This is a genomic window from Paraburkholderia sp. FW306-02-B (assembly GCF_058782725.1).
In genome coordinates this window covers 605,458-628,498 of sequence record NZ_JBYSXZ010000001.1, presented here as the reverse complement: position 1 = coordinate 628,498, position 23,041 = coordinate 605,458, and the positions used below count along the sequence as shown (strand labels likewise).

Sequence of the window (23,041 nt, the reverse complement as noted above, 5' to 3'; positions counted from 1 at the left end):
CCGGGAGTTGTTCGAAACGCTCATGAGCGAACCACACGTCCAATCGATTTCGTCCTACCGTATCGCCGCGCTGCAAATGGTGAGCACGCCCGATCGCGAACGCAACCTGGCCGAAGCGGCGCGCCTGATCGCCGAAGCCGCCGCCGGCGGCACGCAACTCGTCCTGCTGCCTGAATACTTCTGCTTCATGGGCTTCAAGGACACGGACAAACTCGCCGTGCGCGAGGCCTACCAGGACGGTCCGATCCAGCGCTTTCTCGCCGATGCCGCGCGCCGTCACAAGGTCTGGGTGATCGGCGGCACCTTGCCGTTGATGGCGCCGGAAGCCTCGCGCGTGCTGAACACCACCCTGGTGTTCGACCCGCAAGGCAGCGAGGCGGCGCGCTACGACAAGATCCATCTGTTCAACTTCGAAAAGGGCGACGAATCGTTCGACGAGGCACGCACGATCTGCCCCGGCGGCGAGGTCCGCACCTTCGAGGCGCCGTTCGGCCGCGTCGGCCTGTCGGTCTGCTACGATCTGCGCTTTCCGGAGCTGTACCGGCGCATGGGCGACTGCGCGCTGATCGTGGTGCCGTCGGCGTTCACTTACACCACCGGCCGCGCGCATTGGGAAATGTTGCTGCGCGCCCGGGCGGTCGAAAACCAGTGTTACGTACTGGCCGCCGCGCAAGGCGGCAAACATGAAAACGGCCGCCGGACCTGGGGCCACAGCATGCTGATCGACCCGTGGGGCGAGATCGTCGCGGTGCGCGACGAAGGCGCCGGCGTGGTGGCCGGCAATCTCGAGCGTGCGCGCATCGACGAAGTGCGGCAGAGTCTGCCCGCCTGGCGTCATCGCGTGCTCAGTTGCTGAATTGTGTTGACCTGACATTGAAACTGCGGCGCTTCCGACTCATTTAGTGACGTGGCGCTAACCGAATCCTTCGTATCGAGCAGAACATACTTCGCATGAACATCATCGAACCCGGTATCCGTAATCTCGCCACCGCCAAGGACATCCTCCTGACGCCATACGGTCTCGACGAATCCCTGCTCACCCGCACGCTCGCCGAAATCTTCACGCACAAGATCGACTACGCGGACCTGTATTTTCAGGCCACGCGCAGCGAAGCGTGGAGTCTCGAAGAAGGCATCGTGAAGTCGGGCAGCTTCAGCATCGACCAGGGCGTCGGCGTGCGCGCCGTGTCGGGCGACCGTACGGCTTTCGCGTATTCGGACGACCTGTCGCCCGAAGCGATCCGTCAGGCGGCCATCGCCACGCGCGCGATCGCCAAGGCAGGCGGCGGCAAGCAGAAGGTGAAGGTGGCGTCGTCGCTGACCGGCATCTCCGGGCGCGATCTGTACCTGCCGTCCGATCCGCTGCATTCGCTCGACGCAACCGCCAAGGTCAAGCTGCTCGAGCGCGTCGAACAGATGGCGCGCGGCCGCGATCCGCGCATCCAGCAGGTGATGGCAGGCCTCGCCGGCGAATACGACGTGGTGCTGGTGGCGCGCAGCGACGGCGGCTTCGCGGCCGATATCCGTCCGCTGGTGCGCGTGTCGGTCACGGTGATCGCCGAACAGAACGGCCGCCGCGAAATCGGTAGCGGCGGCGGCGGTGGCCGCTTCGACTACGGCTATTTCACCGACGAAGTGTTGTCGCGCTACGTCGACGACGCGGTACATGCGGCGCTGGTCAACCTCGACGCCCGTCCGGCGCCGGCCGGCGCGATGACCGTCGTGCTCGGACCGGGCTGGCCCGGCGTGCTGCTGCACGAAGCGATCGGCCATGGCCTCGAAGGCGACTTCAACCGCAAGGGCTCGTCGGCGTTCGCGGGTCGTATCGGCGAGCAGGTTGCCGCGAAGGGCGTGACCGTGGTCGACGACGGCACGCTGCCGAACCGCCGCGGCTCGCTCAATATCGACGACGAAGGCAATCCGACCCAGTGCACGACGCTGATCGAAGACGGCATCCTGAAGGGCTACATCCAGGACACGCTGAACGCGCGTCTGATGAAGATGCCGGTCACCGGCAATGCGCGCCGCGAATCGTACGCCGCGCTGCCGATGCCGCGCATGACCAACACGTACATGCTCAACGGCGATAAAGACCCGCAAGAAATCATCGCGTCCGTGAAGAACGGTTTGTACGCGGTGAACTTCGGCGGCGGCCAGGTCGACATCACGAACGGCAAGTTCGTGTTCTCGGCCTCCGAGGCGTACATGATCGAAAACGGCAAGGTCACCTACCCGGTCAAGGGCGCGACGCTGATCGGCAGCGGCCCGGAATCGCTCAAGTACGTCAGCATGATCGGCAACGACATGAAGCTCGATTCGGGCGTCGGCGTATGCGGCAAGGAAGGCCAAAGCGTGCCGGTGGGCGTCGGCCAGCCCACCCTGCGGATCGACCGCATGACGGTTGGCGGTACGGCCTGATTTTGATGCAGACGCATACTTCGAGCATGTTATGCACGAAGTATGCGGATTTTCCGCATTTTTGCGCCCATCGGCTTGCCAGCCGAGCTTGCACGGGTTATAAAGTCACTCACCCTTTTTGACCAGCGACCTATTTCGCCATGTCCGCCAAGTTTTACTTTTACTTTTTTTGGCATCTCAGACCGCTGGCGGATCGAGAGGGGTGTTAGTGCACGCAAGACACCAAAAATTCCCGAAAAACCGCCAGCTAGCCTGGCGGTTTTTTTTCGCCTCACGGCTTTGAAACTTTTGTCTTTGAAACTTTTTTGATTGTCGTCCGCTCTGGCATCGCTGCCTCATCGCCGCCTTTCTTGCCTGCGCGAACACGCTACGAACCGATTCAGGAGAACAACCATGCCCCCGCACAACACCGACGATGTCCGCATCCGCGAATTGAAAGAACTCACGCCGCCCGCTCACCTGATCCGCGAATTCGCCTGCGACGAAACGGTGTCCGACGTGATCTACAACTCGCGCAACGCGATGCATCGCATCCTGCACGGCATGGAAGACCGGCTGATCGTCGTCATCGGACCGTGTTCGATTCATGACACGAAGGCGGCGATGGAATACGCCGGGCGTCTCGTCGAACAGCGCAAGCGCTTCGCCGGCGAACTCGAAGTCGTGATGCGTGTGTACTTCGAAAAACCGCGCACGACGGTGGGCTGGAAGGGTCTCATCAACGACCCGCATATGGACAATAGCTTCAAGATCAATGACGGCCTGCGCACCGCGCGCGAGCTGCTGCTGCGCATCAACGAACTCGGGCTGCCGGCCGGCACCGAATACCTCGACATGATCAGCCCGCAGTACATCGCCGATCTGATCTCGTGGGGCGCGATCGGTGCGCGCACCACCGAGTCGCAGGTGCATCGTGAACTGGCTTCGGGACTGTCGTGCCCGGTCGGCTTCAAGAACGGCACGGACGGCAACGTCAAGATCGCCGTCGACGCAATCAAGGCCGCGTCGCAACCGCACCATTTCCTGTCGGTCACCAAGGGCGGTCACTCGGCGATCGTCTCGACCGCCGGCAATGAGGACTGCCACATCATCCTGCGCGGCGGCAAGACGCCGAACTACGACGCGGACAGCGTCAATGCCGCGTGCGCTGACATCGGCAAGGCCGGTCTTGCTGCGCGTCTGATGATCGACGCGAGCCACGCGAACAGCTCGAAGAAGCACGAGAATCAGATTCCGGTGTGCGCGGATATCGGCCGTCAGATTGCTTCGGGCGACGAACGGATTGTCGGCGTGATGGTGGAGTCGCATCTGGTTGCGGGCCGCCAGGATCTGCAGGAAGGCTGCGCGCTGACGTACGGCCAGAGCATCACGGATGCCTGCATCGGCTGGGACGAAAGCGTTGGCGTGCTGGAAGGTCTCGCCGAAGCGGTCAAGCAACGGCGCGTGGCGCGCGGCAGCGGCAACTAAAAGCCCCGTGCAACGGCTGTAGTGGGGTTCATCGAAAAACCCGGCTCATCGAGCCGGGTTTTTTGTTAGCCGAACGGACTCATGGTGCTTCACGCGCCGGCTCAAAGAGCAGTTGATGATCGACCTGTCTTACACGTGTTTTCCGCACGCGTTTGCCGTGCGCTCTCGCTTTATTGCACTGCGCCTGAACCGAACACTTCAGTGTGAATCCGCGCCGCGTCCACACCGAGCGCCGCCAACGCGTCGCACTGTGCACGCATGAACGGCACCGGCCCGCAGATGTAGTAATCCGCATCGGGCACGATCACCTTGTCGGCGATTTTCGCCACATCGAGGCGACCTTCGAAGTCGTAGTCGATACCGGCACGGTCGCTCGCTTCAATGGCTTCGTAGAACACCGCGCGCGTGACGTTAGGATGCGCTGCGACCTCGTCGTTCAACCACTGCCGGAACGCGTGCACACGGCCGTTGCGGCATGCATGCACAAAGGTCACGCGCCGTTCGCTCTGATCGGCGAGCAACGTGGACAACATCGAGGTCATCGGCGTCACACCCACGCCGCCGCTGATCAGCACCACCGGCGTGGTTTTCGTACGGTCGAGCGTGAAGTCGCCCATCGGCGCGCTGACATGCACCACCGCGCCCACTTCGACACCGTCGTGCAGCAGGTTGGACACGTGGCCCGGCGCCGTGTCTTCGCGGCCTGCTTCACGCTTCACCGAGATACGCAGCCATTTGCCGTTCGGCGCATCCGACAAACTGTATTGCCGCGGCTGATCGACGCCAAGCTCATCGACAAAGCGTTTCACGCTCAGATATTGACCGGGCTCGAAGCCGCAAGCCGGCGAACCGTCGGCGGGAGTCAGATAGAACGACGTGATTTCATCGCTCTCCACCTCCTTGCGCGCGACCTTGAACGGCCGGAAGCCGCTCCACGCGGCGCCTTGATAGAGCTTCGCCTCCGCGCCGACGAAAATGTCGGCGAGTTGCCCGTACGCGACTTCCCACGCGCCGAGCGTCTCCTGATCGACCGCGTCGCCCAGTACGTCGACAATCGCGCCCAGCAGGTGACGCCCCACGATCGGATACTGCTCCGGCCGGATATTCAGGCTGGCGTGCTTATGGGCGATTCGCGCGACAGTCGGGCCCAGCGCGCCGAGGTTGTCGATATTGGCGGCATACGCGTACACCGCCTTCGCCAGCGTTTCCGGCTGGCTGCCGCTCTTCTGGTGGGTCTGGTTGAACACGTTCTTCAACTCGGGATGGTGCGCGAACATGCGCTTGTAGAAGTGCCTGGTGATGGTCGTGCCATGTTCGGCAAGAACGGGAACTGTGGCTTTAACGCGGGCAATCTGGTCGGCAGTGAGGGCGGTCATGGGTGCTTCTCCTTAAAGATGCATTTACAATACATTTTTAAGGAGAAGTTTTGACCCGGACAGATTGTCACAGTGCCAAAGCGGGATGAAGAGTGGTTCTAGCCGGCGCCGCGCTCGTGCTGCCACAGCACGTCGCTGCCGCCGTCCGCGCGATTGAGCACGCGCGCCAGCACGAACAACAGGTCGGACAGCCGGTTCACGTACTGGCGCGGCGCGGGATTGATCGTCTCCACCACGCCCAGTGCGACGATCGCGCGCTCAGCGCGGCGGCACACGGTACGGCACACGTGCGCGAGCGCAGCCGCGCGCGAGCCGCCCGGCAGGATGAATTCCTTCAACGGCGGCAAGGTTGCGTTGTAGTCGGCGAGCCAGTTGTCGAGTTGGCCGAGATGCTTGTCGGTAATTATCGTGTGGCCGGGAATGCAGAGTTCGCCGCCGAGGTCGAACAGGTCGTGCTGAATCGCGACCAGCGCAGCGCGCACCTTGTCGGGCAGCGTTTCGCACAGCAACACGCCGAGATTCGAATTGAGTTCGTCGACATCGCCGATTGCGGCGATGCGCGCATTGTCTTTACGCACGCGGCGGCCATCGCCGAGACCGGTGGTGCCGTCGTCGCCCGTACGGGTGGCGATCTTGCTCAAGCGGTTGCCCATGATGTCTCCCATCCCATTCAGTGACGATCCGTTCGTGCAGGCCAACCGCCTGGCCACCGCGTTAGCCACCGCGTTTATCCATATTGCGCGCATTGCAAAGTCGCCGCCATTATAGGACCGCCAGCCGGCCTCGACGCCGGCCCACGGGCGATCGGCGTAAAATGAATCACCCGTTGTGGAACAGCTCTGCCCCAATATCAGGAGACATGCGTGAATCATCCCGTGCCGCCGGCGCCACTGCGCCGGCCGTTTCCCGCCGAGTTGCTGAGCGCGCTCAAAGCCGTCTTTGCCGAACGTGTGTCGACTGCCGAAGCAGTGCGCGCCCATCATGGCCGCGATGAATCGCCGTTCGATCCGCAACTGCCCGACGCCGTCGTGTTCGCGCGCAATACCGAAGACGTCCAAACCATCGTCAAGCTGTGCGGCCAGTACCACGTGCCGATCATCCCCTACGGCAACGGCTCGTCGCTCGAAGGGCATCTGCTGGCGGTGCAAGGCGGCGTGTCGATCGATCTGTCGGAAATGAACCGCGTACTGTCGATCAATGCGGAAGACCTCACGGTCACCGTCGAGCCAGGCATCTCGCGCAAGCAACTGAACGAAGCGCTGCGCGACACCGGCCTGTTTTTCCCGATCGACCCGGGCGCGGACGCGAGCATCGGCGGCATGTCGGCCACGCGCGCGTCGGGCACCAACGCCGTGCGCTACGGCACGATGCGCGAGAACGTGCTCGGGCTGACGGTAGTTCTGGCCGACGGCCGCGTGATCAAAACCGGCACACGGGCGCGCAAGTCGTCGGCGGGTTATGACCTCACGCGCCTGTTCGTCGGTTCGGAAGGCACGCTCGGCGTGATCACGGAAATCACCGTGCGCCTCTATCCGCAGCCGGAAGCGGTCTCGGCGGCGGTATGCGCGTTTCCGTCGATGGGCGATGCGGTGCGCGCGGTCATCGAAACGATTCAGATCGGCGTGCCGATCGCGCGTGTCGAGTTCGTCGACTCGCTCGCGATCCGCTCGATCAATCGTCATTCGAATCTGACGTTACGCGAGGCGCCGACGCTCTTCTTCGAATTCCACGGCACCGAAGCCGGTGTGAAAGAACAGGCCGAACTGGTGCAGGAGATCGTCGCGCAGAATGCCGGCGAAGGTTTCGAATGGGCGACCCGGCCGGAAGACCGCAGCCGCCTGTGGAACGCGCGCCACAACGCCTATTTCGCGATGCTGCAACTGAAGCCCGGCTGCCGCGCTGTCACCACCGACGTCTGCGTGCCGATCTCGCGCCTCGCGGAATGCGTGGTGGAAACGGAACAGGACCTGAAGGCATCGCCACTGCCCTGCCCGATCGTCGGCCACGTCGGCGACGGCAACTTTCACGTCGCGATCCTGATCGACCCGCACAAGCCCGAAGAACTCGCCGAAGCCGAACGTCTGAACGAGCGCATCGTCCAACGCGCGCTGCGCATGGACGGCACCTGCACCGGCGAGCACGGTGTCGGCTTGCACAAGATGAACTTCCTGCTCGAAGAACACGGTGAAGTCGCCGTCGACACGATGCGCTCGATCAAGCACGCGCTCGATCCGCGCAATCTGATGAACCCGGGCAAGATTTTTTCGTGGGCAGCTTGAGGCGTCATTGACGCGCGGTTACAGCGCCGCGGCCGCTGTTGAGCTCGAGCGGCACGAAGGGTGAAAAGTACGAGGAGACGAGTCACATGAACGCACCCGCTGAACTGACGGCTGAAGTTCTCGCCCAGCGCCAGCGCGAAGTCGTGCAGGCGCTGATGGCCGTGCTGCCGACCCACTGTCTGCTGTATCGCGAAGAAGACACCGTGGCCTACGAGTGCGACGGCCTCGCCGCCTATCGGCGGCTGCCGCTCGCCGTCGCGTTGCCGGAGACGGAATCGCAAGTGCAGCGCATTGTGCAGATCTGCCACCGGCTCGACGTGCCGATCGTGCCACGCGGCGCGGGCACCGGCTTGTCGGGCGGCGCGATGCCGATTCGTCACGGCGTGGTGGTGTCGCTTGCGCGCTTCAGGAAGATCGTCGAAGTCGATTCGTACGCGCGTACCGCGACGGTGCAGCCGGGCGTGCGCAATCTGTCGATTTCCGAGGCCGCCGCGCCGTACGGCTTGTACTACGCACCCGATCCGTCGTCGCAGATCGCCTGCACGATCGGCGGCAACGTGTCGGAGAATTCAGGCGGCGTACACTGCCTCAAATACGGCCTCACCGTGCACAACGTGTTGCGCGTGCGCGCCGTGACGATGGAAGGCGATATCGTCGAATTCGGCTCGCTTGCGCCCGACGCGCCGGGGCTCGATCTGCTCGCGGTATTGATCGGCAGCGAAGGCATGTTCGCGATCGTCACCGAAGTCACCGTCAAGCTGATTCCGAAGCCGCAAACCGCGCAGGTCATCATGGCCAGTTTCGACGACGTCGTTAAAGGCGGCGATGCGGTCGCCAGCATTATCGCGGCGGGCATCATCCCGGCCGGTCTGGAGATGATGGACAAACCGGCCACGCGCGCCGTCGAAGAATTCGTCAACGCGGGCTACGACCTCGACGCGGCGGCGATCCTGCTATGCGAATCGGACGGCACGCCCGAAGAAGTCGCCGACGAAATCGTGCGCATGACCGCTGTGCTGCGCGAACACGGCGCAACCCGCATCCAGATTTCGCGCTCGGAAAACGAAAGGCTGCGCTTCTGGTCGGGGCGCAAAAACGCCTTTCCGGCCGCCGGCCGCATTTCACCCGACTACTACTGCATGGACGGCACGGTGCCGCGCCGCAGCATCGGCCCATTGCTCGCGCGCATCGAAGTCATGGAAAAGAAATACGGCCTGCGCTGCATCAACGTGTTCCATGCCGGCGACGGCAACATGCACCCGCTGATTCTGTTCAACGGCAACGACATGGACGAATGGCACCGGGCCGAAGCGTTCGGTGCCGACATTCTCGAGACGTGCGTCGAACTGGGCGGCACGGTGACGGGCGAGCACGGCGTCGGCATCGAGAAGATCAACTCGATGTGCGTGCAGTTCTCACCCGAAGAGCGCGACGCGTTTCACGCGGTTAAGCGCGCTTTCGATTCTCCCGGTTTGCTGAATCCGGACAAGGGCATCCCGACGCGCGCGCGTTGCGCCGAGTACGGCAAGATGCACGTACGCGGCGGCTTGCTGCCGCATCCGGAACTGCCGCGGTTTTAAGCATTTTCGACCCGCCGACGCACTGCGCATACCCTGCGTCGGCGGCCCTTCCCTAGTCCCACCCTGATTACCCGATGCGGGTCCGCTCCGGGTTGCCAGCGAGCCCCCGCCCGGTACAATCAAGCGAAACACGACGAAGCGGGACACCATGGAAGAGGACGACATCGTCGCCGTTTGGTCCGAACGCGTGCGTTCGGCCAGCGCCGAAGGGCGCACGTTGCGCATCCGTGGCGGCGGCACCAAAGACTGGTACGGTCAGACGCTGGAAGGTGACATCCTCGACACGCGCGCTTATCGCGGCATCATCGCCTACGACCCGGCCGAGCTCGTCATTACCGCGCGCGCGGGCACGCCCCTGCTGGAGATCGAGGCCGCGCTCGCCGAACACCATCAGATGCTCGCCTTCGAGCCGCCGCACTTCGGTCCGCAGGCCACCTTCGGCGGCTGCATCGCGGCGGGCATTGCCGGTCCGCGCCGGCCGGCCGCAGGTGCCGCGCGCGACTTCGTGCTCGGCGCGGTGATCATGAACGGCCAAGGGCAGACACTGCATTTCGGCGGCCAGGTGGTGAAGAACGTCGCCGGTTATGACGTGTCCCGTTTGATGGCAGGCTCGCTCGGCACCTTGGGGTTGATCCTCGAACTGTCCATCAAAGTGCTGCCGCTGCCGCAGGCCGAAGCCACCCTCAAATTCGACATGAACGGCACCGACGCGGTCCGCAAGCTCAACGAATGGGGCGGCCGGCCATTGCCGATCACGGCGAGCGCATGGCGTCACGGCACGCTAGCCGTGCGGCTGGCGGGCGCGGAAGCGGCGGTCAAAGCGGCCCGCACGGCGCTCGGCGGAGAGGTGGTCGATGCGGTCGAAGCAGAACGCTTCTGGGCCGGCTTGCGCGAACAGACCGACCCGTTCTTTGCGGCGATCGCGCCAAAGGCCGCGCTGTGGCGCCTCGCGCTGCCGTCGATCACCGAACCGCTGCAACTGCCCGGCGCGCAACTGATGGAATGGGGCGGCGGCCAACGCTGGTGGATCACCGACACCGACGCGCAAACCGTGCGCATCAGCGCGAAACAGGCCGGCGGCCACGCCACTATCTTCCGCACCGGTCTTGGCTACGACCGCAGCGCCGGCGTATTCACGCCGCTGCCCGCGCCTCTGATGAAGATCCATCGCGGCCTGAAAACCGCCTTCGACCCCGCCCGCATCTTCAATCGCGGCCGGCTCTACCCTGACTTCTGAGCGACGCGATGCAAACCAACCTCGCGGACTTCATTCGCAACACGCCCGACGGCGACGAAGCCGACGCCATCCTGCACAAGTGCGTGCATTGCGGCTTCTGCACGGCCACTTGCCCGACCTATCAACTGCTCGGCGACGAACTCGATGGTCCGCGCGGGCGCATCTATCTGATCAAGCAGATGGTCGAAGGCGCGGAGGTCACACGCAGCACCCAGCTCCACCTCGACCGCTGCCTGACCTGCCGCAGTTGCGAGACCACCTGCCCATCCGGCGTGCAATATGGCCGGCTGGTCGAGATCGGCCGCAAGATCACCGAAGAGAAAGTCACGCGCCCGCTCGGTCAGCGGCTGGTGCGCCGGCTGCTCGCGAGCTTCGTGCCGAACAGCGCACTGTTCACGCCGACCATGCGCCTCGGCCAGCACGTCCGCCCGCTGCTGCCGAAGAAGCTGCGCGACAAGGTGCCCGCGCGGCAGCGTGCGCTCGAATGGCCGAGCGCGAAACATCCGCGCAAGATGCTGATGCTCGCCGGCTGCGTGCAACCGTCGATGATGCCCAACGTCAACATTGCGACCGCGCGGGTGCTCGACGCGCTCGGTGTCGAAACGCTAGTGGCGCCCGAAGCCGGCTGCTGCGGCGCGATCCGTCTGCATCTGGGCTACAACGACGAAGCACTCGACGACCTGCGCGCCAACATCGACGCATGGTGGCCGTACATCGAAGAGGGCGTGGAAGCGATTGTGATGAACGCGTCCGGGTGCGGCGCGACGGTCAAGGAATACGCGCACCTGCTGCGCAACGATCCGGCGTATGCGCAGAAGGCTCGCCGCGTCGTCGAATTGACGCGCGACATCTCGGAGATCCTGGCGGAATTCGAAGAAGCGCTGATCGCCGTTACGCGCCGCCGCTCCATTCATACGGTCGCGTTCCATCCGCCGTGCACATTGCAGCATGGTCAGCAGTTGCGCGGCAACGTCGAACATCTGCTGGCGGCGCTCGGCATCGAAGTGCGGCTGCCCGCCGACAGCCATCTGTGCTGCGGCTCGGCAGGCACCTATTCACTGACGCAGCCGAAGCTCTCGTACGCGCTGCGCGACCAGAAGCTCGAACGGCTGCACGCGCAGGAGCCACAGGTGATCGTGTCGGCGAACGTCGGCTGCATTGCGCATCTGCAAAGCGGCACGTCCACGCCGGTCGCGCATTGGATCGAACTGGTGGAGCATATGCTGTCGGCTTGAGGCGAGTGTGGGCAGCGGCATATCACATGCCGCTGCCTTCTCTCTCTTGAGATGCTCCCAGCAACGGCGCGATGCGACGACGTCCGTATAATCCGGTACATCGTCTTTCGCCGGACTTCCGGTTCCGTTCCATGCCCGATCTGACTCACAACCTCGAAGCGGTGCAGCAGCGCATCGCCCTCGCCGCGCATGCCGCCGGACGCGACGCGCGTTCGATTGCCCTGCTCGCGGTCTCGAAGACATTTCCCGCCGAAGACGTGCGCGCCGCCTACGCGGCCGGCCAACGCGCGTTCGGCGAGAACTACGTGCAGGAAGCCATCACCAAGATCGGGGCGCTGGCCGATCTGCGCGCGTCGATCGAATGGCATTTCATCGGACCATTGCAATCAAACAAGACGCGGCCGGTCGCCGAGCATTTCGACTGGGTGCATTCGGTCGATCGGCTGAAGATCGCGCAGCGTCTGGCCGAGCAGCGCCCGGACAACCCGCCGCCGCTGAACGTGTGCCTGCAGGTGAATATCAGCGGCGAGGCATCGAAAAGCGGCGTAAGCATCCCCGAGGCCGCGGAAGTCGCGCGGGAAATCGCCGCATTGCCGAAGTTGCGTTTGCGCGGCCTGATGGCGATTCCGGAACCGGCCGGCAGTATCGACGAGCAACGCACACCGCATCGGCTGTTGCGCGAACTGTTCGAGCGCTTGCGTGACGACGGGCTCGAACTCGATACGCTTTCGATGGGCATGTCGAGCGACCTCGAAGCCGCCGTGCTGGAAGGCGCGACCATCGTGCGCGTCGGCACCGCGATCTTCGGCGCGCGAGATTACGCTAACTGACCGTTGCGGGACGCTTCGGGCTCCCTAACGGAACATCTTTCGGAACATCTTTCGGAACATCATGAAAATTGCTTTTATCGGCGGTGGCAACATGGCTGCCGCGTTGATCGGCGGCCTCATCAAGCGCGGTGTCGCGCCCGCTGACCTCTACGCGATCGATCCCAACGAAGACGCGCGCAAGCGCAATGGAGAGCAATTCGGCATCCGTACGGCTGCCGCCGCGGACGCCGCGCTCGCGTCGTACGACGCCGTCGTGCTGGCGGTGAAGCCGCAGATTCTGAAGAGCGTCGCGCAAGGGCTCGCGCCGCATCTGAACGCAGCGCAACTGGCGATCAGCATCGTCGCGGGCATTCGCATGGATGACATGTCGCGCTGGCTGAACGGCCACACCCGGATCGTGCGTGTGATGCCGAATACGCCGGCGCTGATCGGCATGGGTGTCGCGGGCCTCGCGGCGACCGCCAGCGTCGATGAAGCGGGCCGCGCGCTCGCGTCGCAGGTGCTCGGCGCAGTCGGCGAAACGGTCTGGTTCGACGACGAAGCGAAGATCGACGCCGTCACCGCGATCTCGGGCAGCGGCCCCGCCTACGTGTTCTATTTCATCGAAGCGTTGCAGGAAGCCGCGCGCCAACTCGGCATGGACGAAGCGCAAGGCCGCGCGCTGGCGGTCGCGACCTTCACCGGCGCGGCTCAACTGGCGGCGAACTCCGACGAGCCGCCCAGCCTGTTGCGCGAGCGTGTGACGTCTAGGGGCGGCACCACCGCCGCAGCGCTGACGTCGTTCGACGCCAGCGGAATCAAGGATGCGATCGTGCGCGGCGTGCTCGCCGCCGACGCGCGCGCCAAGGAAATGGGCGACGAGTTCGGCAAGCAGTAAGCAATCGGGAAGTGGGCCGGACGAGAACGCCGCGCGGTGGGTTGATCCGTCGCGGCGTCGGCGGCCCGAATAAAGAAGCGCGGAAAAATCAGAACGAAGCCGCCGCGTAATGCGCGGCAATGCCGGCAAACAACGCGCCGCCGAGCCAGTTGTTATGGCGGAACGCCGCGAAGCACGGCATCCGTTCGCGGTTGCGGATCAGCGTGTAGTGATAGATCGCGCAGCCCGCCGCCGCAGCCCATCCCAGCCAGTACAGCACGCCAAAACCCAGCATCACGCCGATGCCGACGTAAATCCCCAACGTCACGGCATAACAGAGCATGATCGCGGCCACGTCGAAGCGGCCGAAAGTCAGCGCCGAGGTGCGGATGCCGATCTTGATGTCGTCGTCACGATCGACCATGGCGTATTCGGTGTCGTACGCAACCGACCAGAACACGTTGGCCAGCAGCATCACCCACGCGAGCATCGGCACATGATCCTGAATCGCCGCAAACGCCATCGGAATGCCGAAGCCGAACGCGATACCGAGGTAAGCCTGCGGAATCGCGAAGAAGCGCTTGGTGAACGGATACGAGCCGGCGACGAACAGCGCCGCCACTGACAACTCTTTTGTCAGCGTGTTGAGCGGCAGAATCAGCAGAAACGCCAGCAGCGACAAGCCGGCCGCCAGCGCCACCGCTTCCCACGCCTTGATCTTGCCCGACGTGATCGGACGGTTTTCGGTGCGCTTTACATAACGATCGAAATCGCGATCCGCGTAATCGTTGATCGCGCAGCCCGCCGAGCGCATCAGCACCGTGCCCACCGTGAAGATCACCAGCAGCGGCCACGAAGGATGGCCGTCGGATGCGATCCACAGCGCGTTGAGCGTGGGCCACAGCAGCAGCAGGCTGCCGATCGGCTTGTCCATGCGCACGAGGCGCAGATACAGAGGAAGTCGGGCGAACATGGCGGATTCGGGGAAGTGCAGAGGTGCCGCTATTTTACGGGATGCGGGCGACGGGCAACGTCCGGGCGGCCATGCCAGGCTCGCCGCCCGATCCCGCGCTGCAAAAAACAAAAGCCTCCCGCGAAAGGAGGCTTTTGTTTCGGTTCAACGCGAACGCCGATGCGCCGCGCTGAATCCAGGCGAAACGCCGAGGACGCTTAAGCCAGCATCGAGCGCAGCATCCACGCGGTCTTTTCATGCGTTTGCATGCGCTGCGTGAGCAGGTCGGCCGTCGGCTCGTCGTTAGCGGCTTCCGTCGACGGGAAGATTGCGCGGGCGGTACGCACCACGGCTTCCTGACCTTCCACCAGTTGGCGGATCATATCTTCCGCAGCCGGCACGCCGTCCGCTTCCGGAATCGACGACAGCTTGGCGAATTCCTTGTAGCTGCCCGGCGCATGCACGCCTAGCGCGCGGATACGTTCAGCGATCGAATCGACCGCGAGCGACAACTCGTTGTACTGCGTTTCGAACATCAGGTGCAGCGTGTTGAACATCGGACCCGTCACGTTCCAGTGAAAGTTATGGGTCTTCAGGTACAGCGTGTAGGTGTCGGCGAGCAGGCGCGACAGACCTTCTGCGATCTTCTTGCGATCCTTGTCGCTGATCCCGATGTTGACGTGCTGGACGGCTTCTTTCTTGGCCATGACGACTCCTTCAAAGAGTGATACGAACCGGTCGGCTGATTTCGGCTGATTGACGATTTGCAGATGAGCAAGCCGGAAACATTAAAACGCTCGACAGTTTATCGTAGAAACGAGCGCCACTTGTGTGACGCACGGTCACTGGCGAAGCGTGCACGCTGCATGTCTATCAGCCGCCGAGCGCGTGTTGCAGCGCTTGCGCGACGATCACCGCCAGTCCGCTCGTGACGATCGCGAAACCCACTGCGCGGCGCAGCATCAATGCTTGCTGCTGTTGCCGTGCGCGACGTGCGGCCACTGAGCCGCCAATGGTGGACATCATCATCTGGATCATGATCGTGCTCCCTCGATTCGTATCAAAACCGGCAGGGCGCCGATGCGCCCTGCCTTGCTGCATCACTTCAACTGCTTACTTCTTGTTGCCTTCAGCAAGCGCGGCGATCGCCGCGACCACGCCTTCCGCATACGCCGGATCGGCGCGGCGGAAATGCTCGATCTGACGCGCGACGATGTCCTCCGGCACGCCGTTGATATGCCGTGCGATGTTGCCGAACAGCCGTTTGCGTTGCGCCGTATCGAACAACTGGAACAGCAAGCCCGGCTGGCTGTAGTAATCCTCATCCGCGCGATGGTCGTAACGGTCGACCGCACCCGCCGCGAGCGGCGGCTCCGACGCGTTGCTGTCCTGTACGAAGTCGCCGAAACGATTCGGCTCGTAATTCACGTTGCCGCCGAGGTTGCCGTCCGTGCGCATCGCGCCGTCGCGATGGAATGAATGCGGATTCGGCACGCGCGACGTGTTCACCGGAATCTGATGGTGATTGATGCCGAGACGGTAGCGCTGCGTGTCGCCGTATGAGAACAAACGCCCCTGCAACAGACGGTCCGGCGAGAAGCCGATACCAGGAACCACGTTCGCCGGCGTGAACGCTGCCTGTTCGACGTCCGCGAAATAGTTCGCCGCGTTGCGATTCAACTCGATGGTGCCGACGTCGATCAACGGATAGTCCTTCTGCGACCACACTTTCGTGATGTCGAACGGGTTGTAGCGATAGCTCGCCGCGTCCGCTTCGGGCATCACCTGAATCGCGAAACGCCATTTCGGGAAGTGACCGTCATCGATGTTCGTGACCAGATCACGCTGCGCGCTTTCGCGATCCTGCGCGACGACCTGCGCCGCTTCCGCGTCGGTGTAGTTCTCGATGCCTTGCATCGACTTGAAGTGGAACTTCACCCAGAAGCGCTCGTTGTTCGCGTTGATGAACGAGTACGTGTGCGAACCGAAGCCGTGCATCTGCCGGTAGTTCTTCGGAATGCCGCGATCGCTCATCAGAATCGTCACCTGATGCAGCGACTCCGGATGACGCGACCAGAAATCCCACGCCGCGACATTGCTGCGCATGTTGGTATACGGATCGCGCTTTTGCGTGTGAATGAAGTCCGGAAACTTGAGCGGATCGCGGATGAAGAACACCGGCGTGTTGTTGCCGACCACGTCCCAGTTGCCTTCTTCCGTGTAGAACTTGATCGAGAAACCGCGCACGTCGCGCTCTGCATCGGCGGCGCCGCGTTCGCCCGCCACGGTCGAAAAACGCATGAAGAGCGGCGTTTCCTTGCCGACTTCCGCAAACACTTTGGCCTTCGTATAGCGCGAGATGTCGTGCGTGACTTTCAGCGTGCCGAATGCGCCCGAGCCTTTTGCGTGAACACGGCGTTCGGGAATCACTTCGCGGTCGAAATGGGCGAGCTTTTCGAGCAGCCAGACGTCTTGCAGGACGACCGGACCGCGCACGCCTGCGGTCATCGAGTTCTGGTTGTCGGCGACCGGTGCGCCGGCTGCATTGGTGAGCTTACGTTCGGACATGCGGAACTCCTGGGTTGCTTTTATCGGAAAGGAAAATACGGGGAGAGGCGCAGCGCGCTAGCGCTAATGACTTAGGCGGACAAAGCCCGATCGACCAGCAAGGACATGGCGACCGTGCGCATGCCGAGCATCGACGCGGCGAACGAGCCGGTGACGGGGCGAGCAGATTGAGCGGCGATGGCTTGGACTTGCTGTGGGTTCGATTGCGTCATGATTTCCTCCGGGTCTTGTGCGGATCGGGCGATCCATGGAGGAAACTATAACAACGCTATCGAATTAGCGTGTTTGATTAATCTTATCTATTCGATAGGCACAACCGCTATCGCCGTTTCATGCGCGCTGCGGCCCACCGCGGAGGACGGCGAGCCGGCGTGGGCACCAAATTAGTTGACGGCGACGGGCAGATCGAGTTTTTTCACGCCAGGCAGATCGCAGGCGTTGATGGCGTCGCAGATCGCCTCGATGGCGGGCATGCGCGTGAAGCTTTTGCGCCAGGCGAGCACGACCCGGCGATCCGGCACGGGCTCGTCGAAGGCGACGTAGCTGAGCAGGCCCGAATCGATGCCGCCTGCGTGCGGTTTGACTTCATGCACCGACATGCGCGGCAGCACGGTGATACCGACGCCGCTCGCGACCATATGACGGATCGTTTCCAGCGACGAACCTTCGAAGGTTTTCTGGATGCCGTCCGCGTTCTGCGAGAAGCGCATCAGTTCGGGGCAGACGCCTAGCACATGATCGCGGAAGCAGTGTCCGCTACCGAGCAGAAGCATGGTTTCCTGCTTCAGGTCGTCCGCATCGATTTTCGGGCGGTTTTCCCACGCATGGCCGGACGGCAGCGCGACGACGAACGGTTCGTCGTAGAGCGGGCGCAGCATCAGGCCCGTTTCCGGGAACGGCAGCGCCATGATGGCGACGTCGATTTCGCCTTGTTTGAGCAGTTCGATCAGCTTGAGCGTGTAGTTTTCCTGCAGCATCAGCGGCATTTGCGGGACACGCTTGATCATCTGTTTGACGAGTGTGGGCAGCAGGTACGGCCCGATCGTATAGATGACACCGAGGCGCAGCGGCCCGACTAGCGGGTCTTTGCCTTGTTTGGCGATCTCTTTAATGGCGAGCGTTTGTTCGAGAACGCGTTGCGCTTGCGTGACGATTTGCTCGCCGATCGGCGTGACGCTGACTTCGCTGGTGCCGCGCTCGAAGATTTGCACGTTGAGTTCGTCTTCGAGCTTTTTGATTGCCACCGACAGCGTCGGCTGGCTGACGAAACACGCTTCGGCGGCCCGGCCGAAGTGCCGTTCGCGCGCTACCGCGACGATGTATTTCAATTCAGTGAGCGTCATTGGGGACCAATCAAGGCGATAATTCGATAGGTTCTAGTTATACACCTATAGGGTCGGTTCGCCAACTTTTTGGTTTTTTTGCCTACGCGGCTGGTTGGTTTTTTTTGCCTTCGCGGCGCTTTTGTCTGGGCGCCTGCGGCGTTGGCCTTTCCTTGTTTTGTTTTCCCTTGGCGGCGGCATTTGGTTGTACTGGTTGTACGCCTGCGGCGGTGGCTTTTTCTTTTCTTATTGGTTTATTAGCGTCGCCCCTGTGCGGGGCAGCACCTACTTTTCTTTGCCTGCCGCAAAGAAAAGTAGGCAAAAGAAAGCGGCTCAAACCGCTAATTTTTAAGCGGGTCCCCTGGCTTGGAGGAGGTAGTGGAGCATCTGGAATCAGTGCTCTCGCACACTCCGCACTGGTGACAAGGCCGTCATTCTTCCGGCGGCGCTGCGCGCGCCGTGGCGGTACTTCTCAAAACCGATAGGGCGTACGCGCCTCCGGCATCATCCTTCCCGCCTCGCACTGCGTGCTCGCCGGAAGGGTCTGCCAGGCAAACCAGTGGCTTCGCTTTGGTTCGGTGGGGGCCATCGGCTGCGCCTCGGCGAGGCGCTGAATGGTGGAAGTGCGGGCCACTTCGCCAGACGAAACGCAGGCGCGAGTTAAGCGAGCGAGGCAAAGGAACGCAGCCACGAGTTACGCTAGCGCAGCAAGGGCAAGCCGTTACGCTTGAACGACAGCTGGCGCCGGAAACACCCGACGGTTTTGAGAGGTACCGCTACGGCGCGCGCAGCGCCGCCGGAAGAATGACGGCCTTGTCACCAGGGTGGAGTGTGCGAGAACACTGATTCCAGATGCTCCACTACCTCCTCCAAGCCAGGGGACCCGCTTAAGCGTTAGACAGTATGACTCCCGTGAGGCAAGGGCTGGCCTGCCGTGAGGAATCAAACGCGGGTTAGCATTGCTACCAGAGCCGCACGGTGCGGACGGGCCGCACCCGGCGAATTCCGGCACGGAGGCCAGCATGGAACACGATAGCACGCTGTACGTCGGTTGCGACGTTCACAAGGATTCGATCACGGTTGCCTATGCACTCGATGCGGGTGAGGTTGAACTGCTCGGCAAGACCGGTACGAGGCAGGCCGATATCGATCGCCTGTGCAAGCGCCTGCAGTCAAAGGCGCGCCGCATCCGCGTCGTCTACGAGGCGGGCCCGTGCGGCTATGGGCTTTACCGGCAACTCATCCAGAAAGGGTTCGACTGCATGGTGTGCGCACCTTCACTGATTCCCAGAAAGCCCGGTGAACGTGTGAAGACCGATCGACGTGATGCCGTGAAGCTCGTGCGCTCACTGCGCGCTGGCGACCTGTCAGCCGTGTACGTGCCCACCGTGGAGGATGAAGCGTTCCGCGATCTCTCACGTGCGTGGGTCAGTGCCAAAGACGATCTGAAGCGTGCGCGGCAACGGCTGAAAGCCTTTCTGCTCTCGCATGGGGTGCGCTATACAGGCCGCGCCGACTGGGGAGCGGCGCACCGGCGCTGGCTGGGCGCGTATGCATTCGACAGTGCATGGCAGCAGCTGGCGTTCGAGGAACATCGGCGCGCGATCGAGGACCGCCTCGCGCAATGCGAGCGCCTCGAAGCCGCGCTGCGCGAGGCCGTCGTCAACTGGCGCTTCTATCCGGCCGTGCTGGCCCTGCAGACCATGCGCGGCGTGCAGTTCACCACGGCCGTGGGCATGCTCGCGGAGCTGGGTGAGCTGTCGCGTTTTGCACACCCGCGCCAGTTGATGGCCTGGCTGGGCGTGACGCCCTCGGAACACTCGTCAGGCGAGAAGCGCCGTCAGGGCAGTATCACGAAGAACGGCAACAGCTACGCGAGAAAGCTGCTCGTCGAAGCTGCCTGGAGCTACCGGCATACGGCCCGTGTCAGTCCCGACATCCAGCGCCGCCACGAAGGCATCCCCAAGCCGATCGTTGATCGCGCCTGGGACGCACAGGTGCGCCTGTGCCGACGCTATCGCAAGCTGGTCGCGCGCGGCAAGCAGAAGAACATCGCGGTGATCGCGGTTGCCCGCGAACTGGCTGGCTTCATCTGGGACATCAGTCAGCTGGCGATGTCGCTGGCCGTGCCGCACGAGGTGCGCCTGGCATGATGCAACATCCAGCCCCGTTGCCCCAACCTGACACTGGAGGAGTTTCCTGAAGGCGGCGTAGCCCGGCACACGAGTAACCCGCGACACCGCTACGCAACGGATTGCATCCGACTTGCGGCTTTAGATTGCGGCAGGCTCATTGGGCGGACCTCTGTAATGCGGTACCCAACCCGCGGATATCAGCGTGATCCACCGTCGAGATGTACTGCTACGTCGCCCTCAGGAAATTCAGGTAAATATGAATTTGAGAAACCGAAAAACCGATCCCGATTGACACCGGGAGTCATATCAGCGGTGTGAAGCCGCTTTCTTTGCTTACTTTCTTTGCGGCGGCAAAGAAAGTAAGTGCCTGCCCCGCACAGGGGCGACGCTAATAAACCACTAACAAATCAAGGAAAGGCAACGCCGTAGGCCCACAACCAAAGCGCCGAGCAGGCAAAAACATCAAGCTTTTAAATATTGCTCCCGAGCCCCAAGCCACCGGGCCAGGTGCTGCACCACCACCTCCGGGTACATCTCCAGCAAGGCCGCGGCAGCCCCTCTAGCGGGCTCAATCAGCCACTGATCATTCTGAAGATCAGCAAATCTCAGCATCGCCGCGCCCGACTGCCGGGCGCCCAGAAACTCTCCGGGGCCCCGGATCTCCAAATCGCGCCTGGCGATCTCGAACCCGTCAGTCGTCTCCCGCATCGTCTGCAACCGCGCCCGCGCGGTCATCGACAATGGTCCCGTATAAAGCAGAACACAAACCGAAGCCGCGCTGCCGCGCCCCACCCGTCCCCGCAACTGATGCAATTGCGCCAACCCAAACCGCTCGGCGTGCTCGATCACCATCAACGACGCATTCGGCACATCGACACCGACTTCGATCACCGTCGTCGCCACCAGCAATTGCACCTCGTTGCGCGTGAACGCATCCATCACCGCAGCCTTCTCGGCAGGCGCAAGCCGGCCATGCACCAGCCCGACATTCAACTCTGGCAACGCGGCCACCAGCGTCTCGTACGTCTCCACCGCCGTCTGCAACTGCAAGGTCTCGCTTTCCTCAATCAACGGACACACCCAGTACACCTGCCGGCCCGTCAACGCCGCCTCGCGCACGCGGCCAATCACCTCTTCGCGCCGCGCGTCGGATACCAGCCTGGTCAGAATCGGCGTGCGCCCGGGCGGCAATTCGTCGATGGTCGACACGTCGAGGTCGGCGTAATAGGTCATCGCGAGCGTGCGCGGAATCGGCGTCGCGGACATCATCAGCTGATGCGGCTGGAAATCCTGCGCGCCGTCGGCGGCGTTCTGCGCCTTCGCGCGCAAGGCGAGCCGCTGCGCCACGCCAAAGCGATGCTGTTCGTCGACGATCACGAGCCCCAGCCGTGCAAACTCGACCGCGTCCTGAATGATCGCGTGCGTGCCGATCACGAGCTGAGCCGTGCCGAGCGCCGCGGCTTCGATCGCGGCGCGCTTTTCTTTGGTCTTCAAACTGCCGGCCAGCCACGCGACGCTCACGCCCTGCGGCTCCAGCCACCCGCGCAGCTTGCGCGCGTGCTGTTCAGCCAGAATTTCAGTCGGCGCCATCAGCGCGGCCTGGAAGCCGGCGTCGATCGCTTGCGCAGCGGCCAGCGCGGCAACGATCGTCTTGCCGCTGCCGACGTCCCCCTGCAACAGCCGCTGCATCGGATGAGGCTGCGTCAGATCGAGCGCGATCTCGCCGCCGACGCGCTCCTGCGCCGCCGTCAGCGAAAACGGCAACGCCTTCAACAAGCGCGCGACCAGCGCCGACGCATCGCCTTCCTTCCGGCGCGGCATGGCCGGCGCCGCACGCGTACGGCGCTCCTCATGCGCGCGCTTCAACGACATCTGCTGCGCCAGCAATTCCTCGAACTTGATGCGCACCCACGCGGGATGCGTGCCGTCGATCAATGCGGTTTCGTCGGACTGCACGCCCGGATGATGCAGCGTGCGCACCGCGTCCATCAGTTCCGGCACGCCGAGCGGCTGCAAATACTCACGGGCGATCGGCTCAGGCAGCAGTTCCGGCAACGACGTGCGCGACAAAGCGTTGTCGATCGATTTGCGCAGATACGCTTGCGTCACGCCCGCGGTGCTCGGATACACCGGCGTCAGCGCCTGCGGCAGCGGCGTGTCTTCGTCGACGACGCGCACCGCCGGATGCACCATCTCCATGCCGAAGAAACCGCCGCGCACGTCGCCGCGTACACGCAGCCGCGCGCCGATCGCCATCTGCTTGACCTGCGAGCCGTAGAAATTCAGAAAGCGCAGCACGAGTTCGTCGCCGGCGTCATCGCGCAGTTTCACCAGCAACTGGCGACGCGGACGATAGGCAATCTCGTTGTCGAACACCACGCCTTCCGTTTGCGCAATGCCGCCCGGCAGCAGGTGGCCGATCGGCGTCAGCGAGGTCTCGTCTTCGTAGCGCATCGGCAGATGCAGGACCAGGTCGATGTCGCGCGTGAGGCCGAGTTTGGCGAGCTTGTCGACGGTTTTGGCCGCCGGTTTGGCAACGGATTTGGCCGCTGCGGGCGCAGCTTTTTTCCTGTCCGGCGCCGCAGTCGCGCTGACGTCGGACCCGTTCGCCGCCGTAGCCTCGCCTCGCGCGACGCGGCGCTTCGGCTCGGCGCTCACTTCATCGGCGGCAGGGGGGAATCGGCGATCGGACAAAGGCATGGGTTGCTTCGCAAGTACAATATCGGCTGTCAAAGGTGTCGCCGCCATACAGCGCGCGGGCTCGCGGGCCGCTGAGGCGTCCCGCA

19 protein-coding genes are annotated in these 23,041 nt (G+C 63.2%); 10 read left to right on the top strand and 9 right to left on the bottom strand.

Going from position 1 to position 23,041, the window contains the following annotated elements; translation table 11 throughout:
- Window positions 1-22: 22 nt before the first annotated feature.
- From AC3WOG_RS02780 to aroG, 3 genes are all read left to right on the top strand, one after another.
- Complete coding sequence (locus tag AC3WOG_RS02780; protein ID WP_492576556.1) at window positions 23-856, top strand: carbon-nitrogen hydrolase family protein; 834 nt, start codon at window positions 23-25, stop codon at window positions 854-856.
- Window positions 857-951: 95 nt separating this feature from the next.
- Window positions 952-2,418: a metalloprotease TldD gene (tldD, locus tag AC3WOG_RS02775; protein WP_492576555.1), complete on the top strand. Its 1,467-nt coding sequence runs from the start codon at window positions 952-954 to the stop codon at window positions 2,416-2,418.
- A gap of 393 nt (window positions 2,419-2,811) precedes the next feature.
- Window positions 2,812-3,885 (top strand): 3-deoxy-7-phosphoheptulonate synthase AroG, encoded by a 1,074-nt coding sequence (aroG, locus tag AC3WOG_RS02770; protein ID WP_341313185.1) that lies wholly within the window; start codon window positions 2,812-2,814, stop codon window positions 3,883-3,885.
- A gap of 170 nt (window positions 3,886-4,055) precedes the next feature.
- Here the strand turns inward: aroG and hmpA are convergent, their stop codons facing one another.
- Both hmpA and AC3WOG_RS02760 read right to left on the bottom strand, forming a co-directional pair.
- Complete coding sequence (gene hmpA, locus AC3WOG_RS02765) at window positions 4,056-5,261, bottom strand: NO-inducible flavohemoprotein (RefSeq protein ID WP_492576554.1); 1,206 nt, start codon at window positions 5,259-5,261, stop codon at window positions 4,056-4,058.
- Between the two features lie 98 nt (window positions 5,262-5,359).
- Complete coding sequence (locus tag AC3WOG_RS02760; protein ID WP_492576553.1) at window positions 5,360-5,914, bottom strand: cob(I)yrinic acid a,c-diamide adenosyltransferase; 555 nt, start codon at window positions 5,912-5,914, stop codon at window positions 5,360-5,362.
- A gap of 210 nt (window positions 5,915-6,124) precedes the next feature.
- Between AC3WOG_RS02760 and AC3WOG_RS02755 the strand changes: the two genes are divergently transcribed.
- From AC3WOG_RS02755 to proC, 6 genes are all read left to right on the top strand, one after another.
- Complete coding sequence (locus tag AC3WOG_RS02755) at window positions 6,125-7,540, top strand: FAD-linked oxidase C-terminal domain-containing protein (RefSeq protein WP_492576552.1); 1,416 nt, start codon at window positions 6,125-6,127, stop codon at window positions 7,538-7,540.
- Window positions 7,541-7,626: 86 nt separating this feature from the next.
- Window positions 7,627-9,120, top strand: coding sequence for an FAD-linked oxidase C-terminal domain-containing protein (locus AC3WOG_RS02750; protein WP_492576551.1), 1,494 nt, complete (start codon window positions 7,627-7,629; stop codon window positions 9,118-9,120).
- A gap of 148 nt (window positions 9,121-9,268) precedes the next feature.
- Complete coding sequence (glcE, locus tag AC3WOG_RS02745; protein WP_492576550.1) at window positions 9,269-10,357, top strand: glycolate oxidase subunit GlcE; 1,089 nt, start codon at window positions 9,269-9,271, stop codon at window positions 10,355-10,357.
- Between the two features lie 8 nt (window positions 10,358-10,365).
- Window positions 10,366-11,592 carry a glycolate oxidase subunit GlcF gene (glcF, locus tag AC3WOG_RS02740; protein WP_492576549.1) on the top strand — a complete coding sequence of 409 codons (1,227 nt, stop codon included), beginning with the start codon at window positions 10,366-10,368 and terminating at the stop codon, window positions 11,590-11,592.
- Between the two features lie 131 nt (window positions 11,593-11,723).
- Entirely contained in the window at window positions 11,724-12,422 is a 699-nt protein-coding gene (locus AC3WOG_RS02735) for a YggS family pyridoxal phosphate-dependent enzyme (RefSeq protein WP_492576548.1), read from the top strand.
- A 61-nt stretch (window positions 12,423-12,483) separates the two neighbouring features.
- Window positions 12,484-13,299: a pyrroline-5-carboxylate reductase gene (gene proC / locus AC3WOG_RS02730; RefSeq protein ID WP_492576547.1), complete on the top strand. Its 816-nt coding sequence runs from the start codon at window positions 12,484-12,486 to the stop codon at window positions 13,297-13,299.
- 88 nt (window positions 13,300-13,387) lie between these two features.
- On the opposite strand, the gene ubiA is transcribed toward proC, so the two are convergent.
- The 6 genes from ubiA to AC3WOG_RS02700 form a co-directional block, all read right to left on the bottom strand.
- The gene (gene ubiA / locus AC3WOG_RS02725; protein WP_492576546.1) at window positions 13,388-14,251 is read right to left on the bottom strand and encodes a 4-hydroxybenzoate octaprenyltransferase; all 864 of its coding nucleotides are present in this window, start codon (window positions 14,249-14,251) and stop codon (window positions 13,388-13,390) included.
- A 197-nt stretch (window positions 14,252-14,448) separates the two neighbouring features.
- A complete protein-coding gene (locus AC3WOG_RS02720) occupies window positions 14,449-14,937 on the bottom strand; it encodes a Dps family protein (RefSeq protein WP_097391341.1) in 489 nt (162 codons plus the stop codon).
- A 166-nt stretch (window positions 14,938-15,103) separates the two neighbouring features.
- A complete protein-coding gene (locus AC3WOG_RS02715; protein WP_492576545.1) occupies window positions 15,104-15,268 on the bottom strand; it encodes a hypothetical protein in 165 nt (54 codons plus the stop codon).
- Between the two features lie 75 nt (window positions 15,269-15,343).
- Complete coding sequence (locus tag AC3WOG_RS02710) at window positions 15,344-16,798, bottom strand: catalase (protein WP_492576544.1); 1,455 nt, start codon at window positions 16,796-16,798, stop codon at window positions 15,344-15,346.
- A 71-nt stretch (window positions 16,799-16,869) separates the two neighbouring features.
- Window positions 16,870-17,010: a hypothetical protein gene (locus tag AC3WOG_RS02705; RefSeq protein ID WP_492576543.1), complete on the bottom strand. Its 141-nt coding sequence runs from the start codon at window positions 17,008-17,010 to the stop codon at window positions 16,870-16,872.
- 171 nt (window positions 17,011-17,181) lie between these two features.
- Window positions 17,182-18,141, bottom strand: coding sequence for a LysR substrate-binding domain-containing protein (locus AC3WOG_RS02700; protein WP_492576542.1), 960 nt, complete (start codon window positions 18,139-18,141; stop codon window positions 17,182-17,184).
- Between the two features lie 1,001 nt (window positions 18,142-19,142).
- Between AC3WOG_RS02700 and AC3WOG_RS02695 the strand changes: the two genes are divergently transcribed.
- Window positions 19,143-20,273: an IS110 family RNA-guided transposase gene (locus AC3WOG_RS02695; RefSeq protein WP_492576541.1), complete on the top strand. Its 1,131-nt coding sequence runs from the start codon at window positions 19,143-19,145 to the stop codon at window positions 20,271-20,273.
- Window positions 20,274-20,717: 444 nt separating this feature from the next.
- Here the strand turns inward: AC3WOG_RS02695 and recG are convergent, their stop codons facing one another.
- On the bottom strand, window positions 20,718-22,955 hold the full coding sequence (gene recG, locus AC3WOG_RS02690; protein ID WP_492576540.1) for an ATP-dependent DNA helicase RecG: 2,238 nt from the start codon (window positions 22,953-22,955) through the stop codon (window positions 20,718-20,720).
- Between the last annotated feature and the right edge of the window lie 86 nt (window positions 22,956-23,041).

Coding starts and splice junctions, on each gene's coding strand:
- AC3WOG_RS02780 (WP_492576556.1), top strand. CDS start 23: ATGAGCGAACCACACGTCCAATCGATTTCGTCCTACCGTATCGCCGCG.
- tldD (WP_492576555.1), top strand. CDS start 952: ATGAACATCATCGAACCCGGTATCCGTAATCTCGCCACCGCCAAGGAC.
- aroG (WP_341313185.1), top strand. CDS start 2,812: ATGCCCCCGCACAACACCGACGATGTCCGCATCCGCGAATTGAAAGAA.
- hmpA (WP_492576554.1), bottom strand. CDS start 5,261: ATGACCGCCCTCACTGCCGACCAGATTGCCCGCGTTAAAGCCACAGTT.
- AC3WOG_RS02760 (WP_492576553.1), bottom strand. CDS start 5,914: ATGGGCAACCGCTTGAGCAAGATCGCCACCCGTACGGGCGACGACGGC.
- AC3WOG_RS02750 (WP_492576551.1), top strand. CDS start 7,627: ATGAACGCACCCGCTGAACTGACGGCTGAAGTTCTCGCCCAGCGCCAG.
- glcE (WP_492576550.1), top strand. CDS start 9,269: ATGGAAGAGGACGACATCGTCGCCGTTTGGTCCGAACGCGTGCGTTCG.
- glcF (WP_492576549.1), top strand. CDS start 10,366: ATGCAAACCAACCTCGCGGACTTCATTCGCAACACGCCCGACGGCGAC.
- AC3WOG_RS02735 (WP_492576548.1), top strand. CDS start 11,724: ATGCCCGATCTGACTCACAACCTCGAAGCGGTGCAGCAGCGCATCGCC.
- proC (WP_492576547.1), top strand. CDS start 12,484: ATGAAAATTGCTTTTATCGGCGGTGGCAACATGGCTGCCGCGTTGATC.
- ubiA (WP_492576546.1), bottom strand. CDS start 14,251: ATGTTCGCCCGACTTCCTCTGTATCTGCGCCTCGTGCGCATGGACAAG.
- AC3WOG_RS02720 (WP_097391341.1), bottom strand. CDS start 14,937: ATGGCCAAGAAAGAAGCCGTCCAGCACGTCAACATCGGGATCAGCGAC.
- AC3WOG_RS02715 (WP_492576545.1), bottom strand. CDS start 15,268: ATGATCCAGATGATGATGTCCACCATTGGCGGCTCAGTGGCCGCACGT.
- AC3WOG_RS02710 (WP_492576544.1), bottom strand. CDS start 16,798: ATGTCCGAACGTAAGCTCACCAATGCAGCCGGCGCACCGGTCGCCGAC.
- AC3WOG_RS02705 (WP_492576543.1), bottom strand. CDS start 17,010: ATGACGCAATCGAACCCACAGCAAGTCCAAGCCATCGCCGCTCAATCT.
- AC3WOG_RS02700 (WP_492576542.1), bottom strand. CDS start 18,141: ATGACGCTCACTGAATTGAAATACATCGTCGCGGTAGCGCGCGAACGG.
- AC3WOG_RS02695 (WP_492576541.1), top strand. CDS start 19,143: ATGGAACACGATAGCACGCTGTACGTCGGTTGCGACGTTCACAAGGAT.
- recG (WP_492576540.1), bottom strand. CDS start 22,955: ATGCCTTTGTCCGATCGCCGATTCCCCCCTGCCGCCGATGAAGTGAGC.